The 15,508-nt window shown below is 43.9% G+C and carries 16 protein-coding genes; 6 read left to right on the plus strand and 10 right to left on the minus strand.

Features of this window, described 5'->3' with window-relative positions:
- A complete protein-coding gene (locus Q0R52_RS22995; protein WP_295799103.1) occupies nucleotides 1-1,290 on the minus strand; it encodes an MFS transporter in 1,290 nt (429 codons plus the stop codon).
- 22 nt (nucleotides 1,291-1,312) lie between these two features.
- Nucleotides 1,313-2,851 (minus strand): alginate export family protein, encoded by a 1,539-nt coding sequence (locus Q0R52_RS23000; RefSeq protein ID WP_295799105.1) that lies wholly within the window; start codon nucleotides 2,849-2,851, stop codon nucleotides 1,313-1,315.
- Between the two features lie 537 nt (nucleotides 2,852-3,388).
- On the opposite strand from Q0R52_RS23000, the gene Q0R52_RS23005 reads away from it, so the two are divergent.
- Nucleotides 3,389-4,024, plus strand: a complete 636-nt coding sequence (locus tag Q0R52_RS23005; RefSeq protein ID WP_295799108.1) for a Crp/Fnr family transcriptional regulator — start codon at nucleotides 3,389-3,391, stop codon at nucleotides 4,022-4,024.
- Between the two features lie 2 nt (nucleotides 4,025-4,026).
- Here the strand turns inward: Q0R52_RS23005 and nirD are convergent, their stop codons facing one another.
- Together nirD and nirB are read right to left on the minus strand one after the other, a co-directional pair.
- Nucleotides 4,027-4,377 carry a nitrite reductase small subunit NirD gene (gene nirD / locus Q0R52_RS23010; RefSeq protein WP_295799110.1) on the minus strand — a complete coding sequence of 117 codons (351 nt, stop codon included), beginning with the start codon at nucleotides 4,375-4,377 and terminating at the stop codon, nucleotides 4,027-4,029.
- A 97-nt stretch (nucleotides 4,378-4,474) separates the two neighbouring features.
- Nucleotides 4,475-6,964: a nitrite reductase large subunit NirB gene (gene nirB / locus Q0R52_RS23015; RefSeq protein WP_295799112.1), complete on the minus strand. Its 2,490-nt coding sequence runs from the start codon at nucleotides 6,962-6,964 to the stop codon at nucleotides 4,475-4,477.
- 307 nt (nucleotides 6,965-7,271) lie between these two features.
- Between nirB and cobA the strand changes: the two genes are divergently transcribed.
- Nucleotides 7,272-8,015, plus strand: coding sequence for a uroporphyrinogen-III C-methyltransferase (gene cobA / locus Q0R52_RS23020; protein WP_295799118.1), 744 nt, complete (start codon nucleotides 7,272-7,274; stop codon nucleotides 8,013-8,015).
- Nucleotides 8,012-8,371 carry a hypothetical protein gene (locus Q0R52_RS23025; RefSeq protein WP_295799121.1) on the plus strand — a complete coding sequence of 120 codons (360 nt, stop codon included), beginning with the start codon at nucleotides 8,012-8,014 and terminating at the stop codon, nucleotides 8,369-8,371. The genes cobA and Q0R52_RS23025 overlap by 4 nt, the downstream gene beginning before the upstream one ends.
- Nucleotides 8,372-8,426: 55 nt before the next feature.
- Here Q0R52_RS23025 and Q0R52_RS23030 read toward each other — a convergent pair whose 3' ends face one another.
- Entirely contained in the window at nucleotides 8,427-8,792 is a 366-nt protein-coding gene (locus tag Q0R52_RS23030) for a nuclear transport factor 2 family protein (RefSeq protein ID WP_295799123.1), read from the minus strand.
- Nucleotides 8,793-8,890: 98 nt separating this feature from the next.
- Here Q0R52_RS23030 and Q0R52_RS23035 point away from each other — a divergent pair, with 98 nt between their 5' ends.
- Nucleotides 8,891-9,712 (plus strand): alpha/beta hydrolase, encoded by an 822-nt coding sequence (locus tag Q0R52_RS23035; protein WP_295799125.1) that lies wholly within the window; start codon nucleotides 8,891-8,893, stop codon nucleotides 9,710-9,712.
- 60 nt (nucleotides 9,713-9,772) lie between these two features.
- Here Q0R52_RS23035 and Q0R52_RS23040 read toward each other — a convergent pair whose 3' ends face one another.
- From Q0R52_RS23040 to Q0R52_RS23050, 3 genes are read right to left on the minus strand one after another with little or no spacing between them, the layout of a single operon-like run.
- On the minus strand, nucleotides 9,773-10,324 hold the full coding sequence (locus Q0R52_RS23040) for a hypothetical protein (RefSeq protein ID WP_295799127.1): 552 nt from the start codon (nucleotides 10,322-10,324) through the stop codon (nucleotides 9,773-9,775).
- A gap of 14 nt (nucleotides 10,325-10,338) precedes the next feature.
- Nucleotides 10,339-10,926: a DUF1543 domain-containing protein gene (locus tag Q0R52_RS23045; RefSeq protein WP_295799131.1), complete on the minus strand. Its 588-nt coding sequence runs from the start codon at nucleotides 10,924-10,926 to the stop codon at nucleotides 10,339-10,341.
- Nucleotides 10,904-12,634, minus strand: a complete 1,731-nt coding sequence (locus Q0R52_RS23050) for an FAD/NAD(P)-binding protein (protein WP_295799133.1) — start codon at nucleotides 12,632-12,634, stop codon at nucleotides 10,904-10,906. The genes Q0R52_RS23045 and Q0R52_RS23050 overlap by 23 nt, the downstream gene beginning before the upstream one ends.
- A 197-nt stretch (nucleotides 12,635-12,831) precedes the next feature.
- On the opposite strand from Q0R52_RS23050, the gene Q0R52_RS23055 reads away from it, so the two are divergent.
- Nucleotides 12,832-12,987: a lmo0937 family membrane protein gene (locus Q0R52_RS23055; RefSeq protein ID WP_295799136.1), complete on the plus strand. Its 156-nt coding sequence runs from the start codon at nucleotides 12,832-12,834 to the stop codon at nucleotides 12,985-12,987.
- 138 nt (nucleotides 12,988-13,125) lie between these two features.
- On the opposite strand, the gene Q0R52_RS23060 is transcribed toward Q0R52_RS23055, so the two are convergent.
- Both Q0R52_RS23060 and Q0R52_RS23065 read right to left on the minus strand, forming a co-directional pair.
- Complete coding sequence (locus tag Q0R52_RS23060) at nucleotides 13,126-13,806, minus strand: M24 family metallopeptidase (protein ID WP_295799139.1); 681 nt, start codon at nucleotides 13,804-13,806, stop codon at nucleotides 13,126-13,128.
- A 50-nt stretch (nucleotides 13,807-13,856) separates the two neighbouring features.
- The gene (locus Q0R52_RS23065; protein ID WP_295799141.1) at nucleotides 13,857-14,474 is read right to left on the minus strand and encodes a cysteine hydrolase family protein; all 618 of its coding nucleotides are present in this window, start codon (nucleotides 14,472-14,474) and stop codon (nucleotides 13,857-13,859) included.
- 160 nt (nucleotides 14,475-14,634) lie between these two features.
- On the opposite strand from Q0R52_RS23065, the gene Q0R52_RS23070 reads away from it, so the two are divergent.
- A complete protein-coding gene (locus tag Q0R52_RS23070; protein WP_295799609.1) occupies nucleotides 14,635-15,498 on the plus strand; it encodes a LysR substrate-binding domain-containing protein in 864 nt (287 codons plus the stop codon).
- The last annotated feature ends 10 nt before the right edge of the window (nucleotides 15,499-15,508 follow it).

Consider the following 15,508-nt stretch of genomic DNA (forward strand, 5'->3'; position numbering starts at 1 on the left):
TTATACCGCCGCTGCTATGCCCGATGCCGGTTGTTCTTCGTTGGCTGTTTGCTTGTAGAAACGGGTAACAAATACAATTGCCGCTACCACCATTACTGTGTAACCGATATAGGTAAAAGCCTGCACATAGGTAATAGCCGATGATTTGAACAGGAAGCCAAAAAGCATCCCGCCCAGGTTACCGCCAGCCCCAACTATGCCACTTACAAGGCCAACATTCTTCTCGTTAACAAAAGGGACAATGCCATAGGTTGCCCCGTTTGACATTTTAAGGAAAAGCGCGAACGACAGCATGGAAATAATGGCAATTAACAAAGTGCCCGATTGTGCAAACAGTACCAATCCGCAGCCTTCTAAAAGTAGTACACCAGCCAGCAATAAGCCTTTACCGCGCAATCCATGTTTTTTGCCAACTTTGTCTGACACAATACCACCCAATGCCCGGGCGAAAATGTTCATGAAACCGAATATCCCGGTCCAAAAGCCAGCTGAACTTTGCGACAAATGGAAATTGTCTACGAAATGCAGTGAAGCCACGTTATCAAAAGTAACTTCCATGCCGAAGCACATTGCGTAGGCCATAGTAAGGGCCCAAATGCGCCAATCGGCCAGTACGCTCCAATCTGTTTTGGTTAATTTGGATTTGTAGCCTATCTCGTCGTAGTTACCATTGGGGGTATCTTTAGTATATTTATAATATAGCCATGCAATTACCAGCATCATTGTGCCGGGAACAATCATGGCGTAGCGCCATGCTTCGGCAGATGTGTAGCCAAAACCAACAATGGCGGCAAATATTAAAGGCATCACCATATTGGTAACCCCGCCGCCCAGGTTGCCCCAGCCGCCGGTAACCGCGTTTGCGGTGCCCTTTATATTGGGTGCAAACATCATTGAGGTGTGAAATTGGGTAATTACAAACGATGCCCCGATAACCCCAATTGCCAGCCTGAACATTAAAAAAGTGGTATAACTATGTGCCAGCCCTACAAAAAATACGGGCAGCGAACCGATGAGCAGCAACCTTACGGCTGTTTTACGGGGCCCCCAGGTATCGCACAGTTTGCCAATAATAAGGCGGGCAATAATAGTGGAGCCTACCGAAGCGATGATGATATTACCTATCTGCGCCTTCGTTAAATGCAGTTCGGCACGGATGGTGGGCATTAGCGGCGCCAGGCCGAACCAGCCAAAGAAACAAACAAAGAACATAAGCCACGTAATATGAAACGTGCGCATTTGTATGCCCTTTGCCGAAAATATATTGAGTTTGGTGAGTTGCTTTTCCATGATCTTTCTTTTTTGAGGATGATTATTTATTTAGAAATTCTGGGGTGATGTTGAGTTGGAGATAGGCCCAAACAGGGTTAAGATGTGCAGTGCCCGGACTGATATTTTTGGCATACTCCATGCTTTGCGTAGCCGACATATACGACAGGCCCAACGTAGCCTGTGTAAACTTATTAAGCTTATAGCCTGTAGTGAGGTCGAATTCGGTGCCGAGGTATTTGCTGACTGCGTTGCCGGTTAAATCTTTTTGATTATCAGCCAGCATAAAATAGTGGTTAGCCAGTTCGGTGCTGAACCGTTTATTGGTCGATGTGTATTTTATTTTAAGATAAGGGTTACTTAGTCCGCCATTTGGCGACCCGCTGCCTGCATAAAAGTAATCCATCAAGCCCCAAAATTTGTGCGGCGTGCCATACAGCGGATCGAAACGATGACTGGTTTTGGATGAAGAGAAGGCATCGTTGCCGGATAGATAATCCCAACCAATGATATAAGCCAGTTGTCCGGAGTTGTAAGCCGCCGAAAAGGTGAGCATGGATGCATCAAGGCCCAGGCCATCCTTATCATGTCCGCCCTGGTAATAGTAACCGCCGGTTAAGGCAAACTGGTTTTTATCACCAAACACAGGATTAACAAGCAGGCCGGTTGTGTAACGCAGGTTTACAGCCGGTTGGTTATAGCGATAGCCATATACATAGCCAACATCGGCGCCGGCGGTATTTTTAACTGAATCGAGCGCGTGTTTGCCAAACTGATCGGTGAGGAACAGGCCTGATATTTTAGTTTTGTTGAATTTTTTTGCAAAGTATAAATACTGTAATGCTTTATAATCCTGGTTCAGCCCGTTTGTACCGGGTGGGTTTAATGCTGCCAGGTTGCCGTTTTTTGCACTGATTCCAGCCCCGTTGATCAATGGAATCATCCCGGCCGGCGTGTTGACCAAATTGCCCTTGCTGTCTTTTACAGTAGCAGGCACATTGGCCGGTGTATAATAGGTGCCGTTGTAATTTATCGCGTCGGTATTTTGATTAAGGGCGCCGCCTAAATCAACCTGCCAGCCACTTTGAATAAGCTTTAGTACAATGGCATCATGACGGCGGGCTTGTTGCAGCCAGTCTGACGGGCCCAACAGGTGCTCATCGTCGTATGTAATTTCCTGGCGGCCTATTTTAATGGCAAAGTAATCGAATGGTGACGTTTTAAAAGATGTGTCTTTTTTGTTGGAGAGGATAATTTCGGCCCAGGCTTCGTGCAAACTTAAACGGCTGCCATCGTTTACAGTTATAGTGGAAGCATCCTGCCCCCAAAGCCGCACATCCTGGATAGAAGTTTGAAAAATAAGGTGGCTCCACTTATAGTTGAGCGTCAGCCGCGTTCGCTGGGAAATAAAGGCGGCATCTTTGTTACCGAGGGTTTGCAGTGTGCCGTAACCGTCGCGCAATTCGCCCCGGGGGCGTAGCTGACCGGTGATTGTTAATTGCGCCCTGGCCGTAAGCGCGGCCAGGCTGAAGCACGACACAAAAAGAACAACCCTGCATTGTTTAAATACATTTTTGTACATTTGGTAAGGTTTTTTAATTTGTTAAAGCAATTGAAAACTGATAACCCTGCCCGGGAATGCGACCTCCCGGCGGGGCTTTTTTTTGAGTGATAATTCTTATTTCTCTGTCATTGTTAGTTATTTTATTAATTAGGTAACTAATACATGTTTTATTTCCATAAATATAGCCATTTTAATAAAAACCTCGAAATAAAAATCAAATTTTGAGTCTTTTTATGATTAATATTAGATAGTAGCATTTTTTTAATAAAAAATTAACAATAAATTATTTAAAACACTCAATAATTCCATTTTAATAATTTTTTTAATCTAAATAGTCTTATTTAAATCATTTATTTTTAAAAATTTGAAGATTAAATTCAATTATTTGATGATTTATTCCATATTTGTTTGAAAATAACGGTTCGTTATTTGATTTTGTTCCTGTAAAAATTACTTTTATCCCATAAGTGATATATAAAATTGAAAGAAGTTAAAAATATTAAGAAAAATACTCCACTTTGCGATGCGCGCACGTGTTTTATGTGTAAAAATTGCATGGAAGAATGGCATCCTGCTATTTGCGCCAATAAAATCAATATCAAATTAAAAAAAGGGGAGGTGTTATTTAATGAAGGAGATCCAGTTAGCGGTATCTATTTTGTGTATAGTGGCGTTATTAAAGTTTACAAACAATGGGACGATGATAAGGAGCTGATAATCCGCTTTGCCGAAAACGGTGCCATTTTGGGGCATCGTGGCATAGGGCCTAATCTTAATTATCCTATTTCGGCAGCGGCGCTTGAGCCATCGGTGGTTTGTTATGTGAGCATGAAGTTTTTTGAAAGCACATTAAAGGTAAATGGTGGACTTACCTACCAGCTGGTTAACTTCTTTGCCAGCGAACTGCGTAAGTCTGAACGCCGGATGCGCGACCTGGCACATATGCCTGTTAAAGGCCGTGTTGCTGGTGCATTGATAAAATTGCAGAAGCAATTTGGAACAACTACCGACGGTTTTATTAATATTACCCTGAGCCGCCAGGACCTGGCATCATTCGCCGGTGCTACTTACGAAACCGTTTTCAGGGTTATCAATGAATTGGTGCAGGAGCAGAGTATCAGGCTATCCGGCAAAAGTATCGCTATTATTAATCCCGATGCTCTCGCTGCTTTGAGGCAACATAATAAGTGAGTTTATGCTACTCCAACGTACACCATTCCATCGGTCACTTTAACCGGGTAGGTTTTTATTTTGTAATCATCGCCGCTTAAGCACTCGCCGCTTAGCAGTGAGAATGTTTTTTTATGAAACGGGCAGGCTACCTTGGGTTCACAAGCTTCGCCGGCGCTGCCTATCATTCCACGTGATAGCGACATTTGCTGCTTGTGCGGGCATAGGTTTTGCGTGGCATACCATTCACCGCGCCTGCTGAAATTGTATATCGCAATTTGCTCGTGGCCATGCTTCATGCAAACGCCGCCATTTTCGGGTACATCATCAACGTAACACGCCAGTACCCATTCTATATCTATTATTGTTTCCATAATTTTTTATTTTTAGTCCGAAAGTCCGCATAGGTCGGGAAATTCGGAAGATTTAGCTTTTTATAACTGTTACATAAATTCAACTTCCGGACTCCTCTTACCACACGGCTTTTACCTGTTCGCGCATTCCCTCAAACTTTACTGTAGGGTCTTTTTCGCCGGGTGCGTTTACGAAGTGGGTAAAACGGCTGCGTAGTGCCGGATTGTTTACAACTTCTTTCCATTCACAATGGAAGCTGTCAACCAGCAATTGCATTTCTTCTTCCAACTGCTCCGCTATGCCCAAGCTGTCATTTATTATTACATTTTTCAGGTAGCTCATGCCGCCTTCCATTTTATTTAACCACGTAGCAGTACGTGTAAGCGGGTCAGCGGTTTTAATATAAAACATCAGGAAGCGGTCGAGGTATTTGATCAGTGTTTTGCTGTCGATATCGGCTGCCAATAGTTGTGCGTGTTGTGGTTTGGAGCCGCCGTTGCCGCATATGTAAAGGTTCCAGCCCTTTTCGGTGGCTATAATGCCAAAATCTTTGCTTTGTGCCTCGGCGCATTCGCGGATACAGCCACTTACCCCGCCTTTTAACTTATGCGGAGATCGTAAACCTTTATACCGTTCTTCTATCTCAATTGCAAATGATACACTATCGTGCAAGCCGAACCTGCACCAGGTGCTGCCCACGCAGCTTTTAACTGTACGCAGGGCTTTGCCATAAGCATGGCCGCTTTCAAATCCTGCATCAATCAACTCCTCCCAAATCAGCGGCAGATCGCTTACGTGTGCGCCGAACAGGTCGATACGCTGGCCGCCGGTTATTTTAGTGTAAAGTCCGTATTTCTGGGCTACCTGGCCTATTGTTATTAATTTTTCAGGTGTAATTTCGCCGCCGGGTATCCGCGGCACTACTGAATAAGTGCCACCCTTTTGAATGTTGGCCAGGTACCGGTCGTTGCTGTCCTGGATAGTATCCTGCTTAACAATCAGGTCGTTCCACAGGCTTGAGAGGATGCTGGCCACTAATGGTTTGCAGGTTTCGCAGCCATCGCCTTTGCCAAAATGGTCGAGTACAAGATCATAGTTTTTTAGTTTGTTGATCTTCACCAAATCATACAGCTCCTGCCGCGAGTAATCGAAGTGCTCGCACACCACATTTTTAATATACTGACCGTTGGCTTTCATGGTGCCCGCAAGTAAATCTTTCACCATTGGCATGCAGCCACCGCAGCCTGTGCCGGCTTTTGTGCATTTCTTTATGGTATCCAAACTCGTTGCGCCATCGTTAACCACGCCACAGATCGTGCCTTTGCTCACTGCCTCGCACGAGCATATTAATGCATCATCGGGCAAACTCATCACGCCGGCACCCTCGCTTTGTTCGCCACCGCGCAATCCCAGTATCATATCTTCGGGGTTAGGCGGCAGGGCGATTTTATTATTTACTGTTTGCAGCAGCATGTTATAGGCATCGGCATCGCCAACCAGGATGCCGCCCAAAAGGAGTTTGCCGTCATTGCTGATATTAATGCGTTTGTAAACACCCTTGTGTGTATCCTCAAACACAATGGTGCGGCAAGCCGGTTCAGCAATAAAGGCATCCCCAAAACTAGCTACATCTACGCCTATCAGCTTTAGCTTGGTACTCATATCGAAACTATGGAAAGCCTTGTCAGTACCAATTAATTGCGCGACTACTACTTCAGCCATTTCATAGCCGGGGGCAACAAGTCCATAAATCATATCGTCAAACAGCGCGCATTCGCCTATTGAAAAAATGGAGTCGTCGCTGGTTTGCATGCGTTCATTCACCATAATGCCGCCACGGGTGCCTACCTGTAGGCCGGCCAGCTTTGCCAGTTCATCACGAGGGCGGATGCCCGCCGATATCACCAGCATGTCTACAGCCAATAACGTATCGTCATTAAATTGGAGCGCTTCTATTTTATGGTCGCCGGCAATGCGAGCGGTGCTTTTATTTAAGTGGATGTTTAAGCCCAGGGCGCTCAGCTTCGACTGCAGCATGGCGCTGCCCGCAGCGTCAATTTGCCGGGGCATTAAGCGGGGGGCAAATTCAATTACGTGTGTTTGTTTGATGTCAAGGTCAATTAATGCTTTAGCTGCTTCCAGGCCCAAAAGCCCGCCGCCCATCACCGCTCCATTTTTAGCGTTGAAAGCATAAGCTTTTATCAGCTCGAGATCTTCGATGGTGCGATAAACAAACACGCCTTCTTTTTCGATGCCCGGAATGTCGGGCACAAAGGCCGACGAGCCAGTGGCCAGTACCAGGTAATCGTATCCGAGGGTTACACCTTTTAAAGAGTGGATAGTTTTGTTTGCGCGATTTATTTCCTGGATAGGATCGTCGAGGTGCAGTTGAATATCGTGATCGGCATACCATGATGCGGATGACATGGATAAGTCGTCTGCGGATTTACCGGCGAAATATTCGCTCAGGTGCACACGGTCGTAGGCGCGGCGCGGTTCTTCGCCAAAAACAATAATATTAAAGGCTGACGATTTAGCTACCAGTTTTTCGCAAAACTTGTATCCTACCATACCGTTGCCAACAACTATAATGGTTGGTTTTGACATAACAGATCTTTTAAATGTTTAAGCAATTTTCTAACATAAACACATCTAATTTGCGACCAAATGTATTTATAGTAACAATTATAACCATTTATCTGATTAAAATAACAACAGGCGATGTTAAATTTTAACTTTTTTCTTAATTGTTATGATATTTACAATATTATATGGATATAAAACACAATTTTTATCAAATTTTTATTAAAAAAATCAGTTATAAATCCGAAATTTGATATCAACTATAAAAAATAGCTTTATATAATTAATACAAAAGCTTTATTTATTTAATTTTTGACTTTTAACTACAAAAATGGCCGATAATCCCATAGTTCCTGAGTTGATTGTAATGGGCGCAGGTCCCGGTGATCCGGAATTGATAACTGTTAAAGGTCAGCGCATATTACGGCAGGCCGATGTGGTGCTTTACGACAACCTGGCCAATAAAGAGCTATTAAGCCTCACCAAAGCCGACTGCGAAACGATATATGTAGGTAAGCAGCCTTACGGCGAGTATACTACGCAAGAAGCTATACACGAAATGATAGCTCATTACGCTTTTGCAAAAGGCAGGGTAGTGAGGTTGAAGGGTGGCGACCCTTTTATATTTGGGCGGGGATATGAGGAGATTATTTATGCACGGAGTTTAGGCATTAAAACACAGTTTATCCCCGGTATCAGCAGTATGCAGGCAGTTGGGTTGGAAGATATACCGCTTACACACCGCTCGGTTAGTGAAGGGATATGGATAGTTACAGGGACAAAAAAAGACGGCGCCTTGTCGGCCGACCTGAAGCTGGCCATACAAAGCAAAGCGACGGTAGTGATCTATATGGGCATGAAAAAGCTCCAGGATATAGCACATACTTATATTGAGTCCGGAAACGGCAATATCCCTGCCGCAATTATTCAACACGCTTCGCTTCCAAACCAAAAATCGGTGCGGGGGCTTGTTAAAGATTTGCCGGAAATGGCTGAAAGTAAGCATTTAACCTACCCTGCAATTATTATAATAGGAGAAGTAACCAACTTATACGAATTAAAAACAGAACAATGAAAATCAGGATAAAAGGAAACTCGCTGCGGTACAGGCTCACGAGGAGTGATGTGGACAAATTTTTAACAGACGGATATATCGCAGAAACAACCGATTTTGGAATGCAAACGCTTGAATATGCGCTTCAGCAAAACCGGCTTAATAATTTATCAGCGATTTTTGAAGGCAATAAAATAACGGTATTTATGCCTAAAACGATGGCGCAGGAATGGTATGTAACTGATAGGGTAGGCTTCGAATGGAAGGACAACGGCTTGAATCTTTTAGTTGAAAAGGATTTTAAATGTTTAGACGAGGTGGCTGAGGATCAGAGCGATAATTATCCAAACCCGTTAGCAAAATTCAGTAAAGTATAAAATTGCGATAATGAATTATTTTATCGTGCAAAAAAGACTCCTTGTTATAGTTTGACTATTTGCCTGAATAATGGGCTCTGACAGCGGTGATTTTACCTTCGGCGGTAAGCTGCATAAATTCGGCGCTCATGGTATTGTTCACGCTTTCATAAAACAAAACAACCGAACCGTGTCCCACCAGCACGTGGTGTAATTTAAACTCCAGGTCGGGGTAGGCAGCCAGTCCCTTGGTGAAATATTCCTTTAAAGTTTGCTTATCGGTTATCCGGCCTTCCGGATTGATATTTAGCTTCACAATAAGCGGTGAATAAAATTCTATCGCATCAGCATAATGGCTCATAATCACATTAAGGTTATGGCTGTTCCACGCAGTTACCCATTCGCGGGCAAAATCCTGGTAAAAGTTTTCGGGTGTTGTCATCGGGCATTGGCATTTACATATATCAATACATAAAGAAAAGGAAATTTATATATATAACGATGATGCTTTTTTATGCTAACTTTTGGCGCTGAAAGCGAATGGAAAATTTAAAGTTTCGAAAAGGTAGTGTAAAGTCGATCGACGGGGCGGAAATTGGGTATTATAGCCTTGGCAGTGGTCCCGGGTTGGTTGTAGTTCATGGATCATTACGCTCAGCTGCTGATTACGAAGTGCTTGGCGAAAGTTTAGCCGATACGTTCACAGTCCATATCGTTAACCGTCGTGGCAGGGGCAACAGCGGGCCGCAGGGTAATGATTACTCTTTTGAAAAGGAAGTTGCCGATGTTACCGCCGTATTAAAAGAGACAGGTTCATCATTATTATTTGGGCATAGCTATGGGGGCACCGTGGCATTGGAAGTTGCTTTAAATAATTACCCACTGCAAAAACTGGCAGTTTATGAACCGGCAATATCGATTGAAAACTCCATCCCCATAAATACATTACCCAAAATTGAACAGGCTTTAAATTCGAAAGATTATAAAAAGGCGTTTGCCGGCATTATGAATGTAGTAAGTAATGGCACCATTCCTGAAAACCAGCTGCCTGATTTTGCGCTGGCAATGAGCCGTTACCCGATATGGCCCTACATTTGCTCGCTGCTTGAAACAGCTCCCGCTGAAATTATTGCTGTACACAACGCCGACAATAGCTATCTTAAATACAGCGCCATCAAAATCCCCACATTGTTCTTAAATGGCAGCAAAAGCCCCCCTCAGCTTGCGATGCAAACAGCTATGTTTGCAGGTGAACTGCCCAATAGTAAGATAATACAAATTGAAGGTGCAAGACATAGCGGGCCTGACATAGATGCGCCGCTGGAGATAGCAAATGAGTTAAAGGGGGGGTTTAGGCACTAACCTGAGTTGACGGAACGCAGCTAAAAATAAGTGTGCTACTAAAACAACTAAGCAGCTTACCTATAACAAGCCTTTCTCAATAATCTCTATCGCCGTTTTCCACAAACTCTTATCTCCGTCAACCATTCCTTTAAGCAGTAATTTCTTTTTTCTAAGATATTCTATTGCGTGCTCCTGGTCGTACTTTATCACCAATGGCATGTTATCAATCAGGTCGCAATATTTAACCGTTTGTGCGCCGGGGCTAATGGTCATCAATCGACGTGCTTCTTTTTCTTTACGCTCTATCCGGCTTAAGTCAGGATATGTGGACGATTTGAAAATATCGGTAAGTTCCACAACGCGTACGGTAATATAATTCGCCTCCATATCGTTATACCCAAACCCCAGCAGGGCTTCGAATAGTTCATTATGGGTTACTTGCGTATCTTCTAAAATATCATGGCAAAGACCAATTTCATAACCCATAAGGGTGACGGGCTTTGCCATTGCTGCCACAGCTTCCAGGTGAATAAAGTAAGGGTCGCCGGTGTATCTCTTCGTTTGCCTCTTATGTTTTTTTGCAACCCATTGCGTGAGTAACTGAGCCGGCTCTTTTGTGCGATTGGTCATATCTTTTTTAATATTTAACCGGCGTTTTCAATTTTATCCAGTTTAAAATAACCAAGATGAATCCGGTCTTCCTCCAAACCCGTAGCGGGTGTTAGCAAAATATTGTAATTTTCTTTTAAACCAGGTGCCAGTATATCTTCCACACGGTAAATGTCGTCAACATCAATGCCATACTTTTCATCGATATGTGAACCGGCACCTTTAATAGTGTTGGTTTTAAAGAATACCGTTTTCTTTGCATGCTGAATTGCATGGGTCCGCTCTTCGTGAACGCTCAAAACAGTATAGTGCTGTTCCTCCAGTTTGCCAGACTGATATCCGCCCAGGTTGATAAAGAATAATTTTTTCTGCGATACTGCGAGATTCTCCTGCTTCAAAACCACTTTAACCGAGTGACCATCTACCTGGGTTATTTCGCGCCACCCATCCAGGTGAATACTGTTTCCTGCTTCAGGCCAGAAAGCGCGGATTGAGGGCACAAGTTCTTTTAAACTCCCCGCAATACCAAAAAAATAATCATGTTGCTCTACATTCCTGTTTGGTGCTTTTGAGCCCAGCAACAACATGTACAATTTATATTCAGGCGGCTGTTGATGATTCATTTAGTGGTAATAGTGTTTTAGCAATGGTAGCCGATGCTTCTTCGCAAAAATCAAGACCCGAATAATCTGGGTTGTAACCCCCTATATACGGTACGGCCATTATGTACACACGGTTATTAAAAGCGCCGTACCTGTCAACAACCTGGAAGTTGTCATTGATGGTTATACCGGGTACGTTTAAATAATACGCCCCGTCGATATCCAATAACACATTCTTTCCATCGGCCATGGCTTTACGGCCTTCATCAGCCGATCTAAATTTAAGACGCGCCGGGCTAACGGTATCTTTGCTGATAAGCCCTTTAAACGGGAACTCTTCGAACGACAGATGAGGCTGGCCCACGCAATCAACAAAGGTATTAAAGTAAACTGATTGATTTTGCCCGGTTTCGTCTGAATAATGATAAGTGGCGCCGCCTTTTTCTTCAGCTGTTACGCTGCTATCCTCGCCCACCTGGATAAGGTCAAGTACACCCGCCTGGTGCAGGGCCATTAGTTCCTCGCTGGAGCTTTGGGGGATATAGGCGATCACTATAGAAATTAATGGTATTAATGATTTTTGCAGCCGCTGCATATCCTCAGCAGATAAGTGTTTGGCCGGGTAATTTAAAGCGAAACTCAACACACCCAGCATTTCTTTCCAGTAAACTGACTCCCGTCGCCTGATTGATTTTTCCGCTTCAGCATATTCTGCCTTTAATAATTGGAAAGCATCCAGTCGTTCGCGCAGTTCCATCATGGAATCTACAAACTCCTCAACCCGCATATCTTTTATCTGTTGATAAAACTCAGGGTCTTTATTGCGGAATATCGCCTTAAAGTCGTTTTCAAAGATATAATCTAATGATAAAAAACCGTTGTTACCGGCTATGTGTGCCGCTATCTCTTCCCGGGTAAGCAACTTATCGTTCGACAAATGCGAATCTTCCAGATGAAAGCGCACTGCAGGGAGCATACCGTTACGGGTGTGCAATACCATTTTAAAATTTTGGCTATCTTCAGCAAGCTTATAAAAGAGCCGGCCGTTTTTATCCTTGTCAAATATTCCGTTATGGCGGGCCAGTGTGCGGATGGCATCTACAGCGGTGAGTGATGACCCCTTAATTGCAACCGGATGATTAAGCTTTAGCGCCAGCTTAACAGGAGGATAGGGTGAATCGAAATAGTTGGGCACCGTGCGTTCGTGTTTAACCGGCCAATTATGGCCAGTACAAATTATTACCTTGTCGAATTCGAACCGGTCTTTCCGGCCAATTTCTACATAAGTGACTTCCTGGGCCGGGTAATCGATAATATCAGTTACCTCGCTTTTGTAATGCACCGTGAATTCAATTCCGGCCTCTTTTGCCTGCTTTTGCAGTACATCAAACTGCGCAGTAAGGTATTGCCCGAATAACAGCCGTGGTAAAACTTTGTATTCATTAAACCGTCCGGCGTCCATATGAAATTTGTTGAGTGTGTCTTTAGGTGCGGTTTTTATCCAATCGGCCAGTGGGGTAACCAGCGACGGAATTTCGTTGCCAGATACATTGGTGATGTGCTCGTCGTTGGCACCTTCGGCACTGTATGGCATACCAGCTCCCAGGCGTTGTTTTTTTTCAAATATGTCGATGGTGATGTCCGTCCTCCCGGATTCTACCAATCGTTTAAACATGAACAAGCCGCCAGGCCCCCCACCCAGTATGGCAATACGCTGTTTATTTTTCAAGCTTTTTAGAATATGCACCTATAACTTCTCGACGGGTACTTTTGTTTATAAAAATTGTCTGTCCTGAATTGTGTTCTCATTCCTGTTAATTGAGACAGTATTTGACCTATATTGCGGTTAAAAGTCGCTTAGAATATCGTTTGGTATTGGATTTGTATTCCACCTGTCACATCTATTTAAAAACTAAAACATCAACCATGAGATCACTACTGTACATTTTAGCTGTTATTCTTATAATAGGATGGGCTATCGGAACTTTTGCTTACGCAGCAGGTGGTATAATCCACATTTTATTGGTAATAGCGGTTATTTCGCTAATCCTGGGATTTTTGAGGCGGGATACTGTTGTATAAGCCCCAAAATATCCGGATAGATAAGTGAGGTGGAATAAAGCCCGGTCTGCAAATGCAGGCCGGGCTTATTTTATAGTAATCAGGTTATAACAGACGCCGTTTGAAAACAACGCATTGTTCTTGTTTCAAATAAAGCAACTATCGATATCCTATCATTTGCTCAAAAAAACCACCGATGCCCTTCGCTTTATCTACAAAGTGTATTTCCAAAATCCAGTGGCGGTCGTTACCCTGCGGGTCTTTACCAAGGATATCGGCATGGTTATCGGGATGTATATCAAGGCCCAGGTTGCCATCGCCCAACTGCTCGTGAGGGTAGGGCCCTACAATATGTCCACCAATATCGCCTACGTATTCCCAGCCGTATTTGCGGGCCAGGTCGTGTAAATAAATAAAGAACTCTGCGCCGGTAAGGGAGCTTTGCGCATCATGCCAGGCTTTGGCATCATGCCAGGCGTCTTCAATATCTCTAAGTAACTTCAGCTTCAAGGGGTCGCTACCTATAATGTAGGTGCGGCCCAGGTCGGCCTCATAGCCTTCAAATATGGGGCCGAAGTCAACTATTACCAGGTCATTTTCCTGTATAACCAGGTCTGGTGGGTTGCCGCTGTAAGGCTGCATTGTGTTGATGCCGGCCCGCACAATTTTCTTATGCCAAAAGCTTTCAGTCCCGAAAAGCTCCTTTGCCAGTTTAACCACATCCTCAATCAATTCGCTTTCGCGTTTTCCCGGTCTTATCAGGCCGCGTTTTTCGAGCGTGGCAAACAGTTCCTTTGCTTTTTGCTCGGCGATAGCCATTTTTTGTTTTACTTCGTTCATTGCTTTTATGTTGGTCTGTTTGTTTTTAAAAATTGATTTTAAATATTACGTCACCAGGTAGCCTGTATGCTTTGTTTTACAAAATCGCTGCTGACTACTGTGGCGAATTCATTATTGAGGCTTGCCAGTGCTGTTTCGTGGATAAGTTCGGCGGAGTAGTTTCGCCCGTTTGTTCCTTTTTTATTGAAGGTGGCAGTAGCATCGGCAACCAAAAAGGTCTCATAACCTAAATTGCCAGCCATGCGTGTAGTTGTTGAAACGCAATGGTCGGTAGTTAGCCCAACAATTACCAGCGTCGTTATTTTAGCATCATCAAGCCTGGCTTTTAAATCGGTGCCGATGAAGGCACTGTTTACATTTTTTTGTATTACCGGCTCGCCTTCGGCCGGAGTAACCATTTCATTAAACCGGTTGCCGGGATTTGTTTCATGCAGCGGAGAAGTTAATGTTGATGAGCAGTGCTGTATGTGAAAGAGTGGCAGCCCATGCTCCCGCCATAATTGTAGAAGTTCACTTGCGCGTAACACAGCGTCCGGGTTGTTTCGCTGACCGCCCCAGTATTCAATATCGTCAAATGCCTGTTGAATGTCGACGAGGATTAATGCCGGGCGGGCTGCTTTAGTTATGATGGTTGATTCTTTTGGTTTATTGCTATCTGTATTTTCCATTCTTTATAACGTTATTCAGGGCGGCGTTCGAAAGTCAAAATGAAATTATTCCGATTTGCCATAGATTTCTTTCGCCGTTTGTTTAAACAAAGCAACACCCTTTTATTGATAAAATAAAATACTTAATTTTGATTGATTAATAACTTATTTTGATTTGAATGTGGATATTCAGCAGCTGAAAAATTTTCTTATTTTATGTGATACCCTCAATTACAGGAAAGCAGCCGAACAGATAAATATTGTACAGCCCGCATTGAGCAGGCAAATACAACTGCTGGAGATCGAGATTGGCGCCCTGTTGTTTAACCGTAGTAACCGGGCGGTTACTTTAACCGATGCCGGTGTGTTTTTCAAAAAGGAAGCCGACAGGATTTTGCAGGATTTGAACAAAACAATTGTTCATACCGCACGGCTGCATAATGGCGAAGCGGGCGAGGTGAGGGTTACTCATTCAAGCTCGGCTATGAATACCGTCGTGCCATCCTTTTTGGTTAAGGTGAAACAAAAATGGCCGCAACTTAAAACCATTGCCCAGGAAACCTCGAACCACCAGCAAATGGAGATGTTGCTGGCACGGAAATCAGACATGGGTGTAGCGCCAAATATCGGCCTTCCGGCTGAGGTAAACTCCAGAGTTTTGTACCGCGAGAATTTTGCATTGATTTTACCGGTTAACCACCCGCTGGCTGGTAAGGAGTTAACAGACTTATCCATATTAAGAGACGAACCGTTTATTTTACCGCAGGCAACCACCTGTGTTAATTATATGGCTACCATATTGCAGTTGTGCCAGGGTTTTGGCTTCAAGCCAAATGTGGCGCACGAGTCGGCGCACTCAACAGGAGTATTGCGGTTGGTTGAGGCTGGCCTTGGTATTTCTATTGAGCCTGTATCTTCGGTAAAAGGTACGGATATGAATGTAAGATTGATCGAATTAAAAAACGTGCCGCAAAAGGCGGAGATGATTCTTTTCTGGTTAAAGGAACGCGAGACAGAGTTGGGCCGGTTTATTGAGATGTTTTGATGGATATGCG

This window comes from Mucilaginibacter sp., from assembly GCF_025359345.1.
GTDB lineage: Bacteria > Bacteroidota > Bacteroidia > Sphingobacteriales > Sphingobacteriaceae > Mucilaginibacter.

Coding starts and splice junctions, on each gene's coding strand:
- Q0R52_RS23025 (WP_295799121.1), top strand. CDS start 8,012: ATGAAAATCAGGATAAAAGGAAACTCGCTGCGGTACAGGCTCACGAGG.
- nirD (WP_295799110.1), bottom strand. CDS start 4,377: ATGGAAACAATAATAGATATAGAATGGGTACTGGCGTGTTACGTTGAT.
- Q0R52_RS22995 (WP_295799103.1), bottom strand. CDS start 1,290: ATGGAAAAGCAACTCACCAAACTCAATATATTTTCGGCAAAGGGCATA.
- Q0R52_RS23005 (WP_295799108.1), top strand. CDS start 3,389: ATGGAAGAATGGCATCCTGCTATTTGCGCCAATAAAATCAATATCAAA.
- Q0R52_RS23040 (WP_295799127.1), bottom strand. CDS start 10,324: ATGACCAATCGCACAAAAGAGCCGGCTCAGTTACTCACGCAATGGGTT.
- Q0R52_RS23055 (WP_295799136.1), top strand. CDS start 12,832: ATGAGATCACTACTGTACATTTTAGCTGTTATTCTTATAATAGGATGG.
- Q0R52_RS23060 (WP_295799139.1), bottom strand. CDS start 13,806: ATGAACGAAGTAAAACAAAAAATGGCTATCGCCGAGCAAAAAGCAAAG.
- Q0R52_RS23045 (WP_295799131.1), bottom strand. CDS start 10,926: ATGAATCATCAACAGCCGCCTGAATATAAATTGTACATGTTGTTGCTG.
- nirB (WP_295799112.1), bottom strand. CDS start 6,964: ATGTCAAAACCAACCATTATAGTTGTTGGCAACGGTATGGTAGGATAC.
- Q0R52_RS23065 (WP_295799141.1), bottom strand. CDS start 14,474: ATGGAAAATACAGATAGCAATAAACCAAAAGAATCAACCATCATAACT.
- Q0R52_RS23000 (WP_295799105.1), bottom strand. CDS start 2,851: ATGTACAAAAATGTATTTAAACAATGCAGGGTTGTTCTTTTTGTGTCG.
- cobA (WP_295799118.1), top strand. CDS start 7,272: ATGGCCGATAATCCCATAGTTCCTGAGTTGATTGTAATGGGCGCAGGT.
- Q0R52_RS23030 (WP_295799123.1), bottom strand. CDS start 8,792: ATGACAACACCCGAAAACTTTTACCAGGATTTTGCCCGCGAATGGGTA.
- Q0R52_RS23035 (WP_295799125.1), top strand. CDS start 8,891: ATGGAAAATTTAAAGTTTCGAAAAGGTAGTGTAAAGTCGATCGACGGG.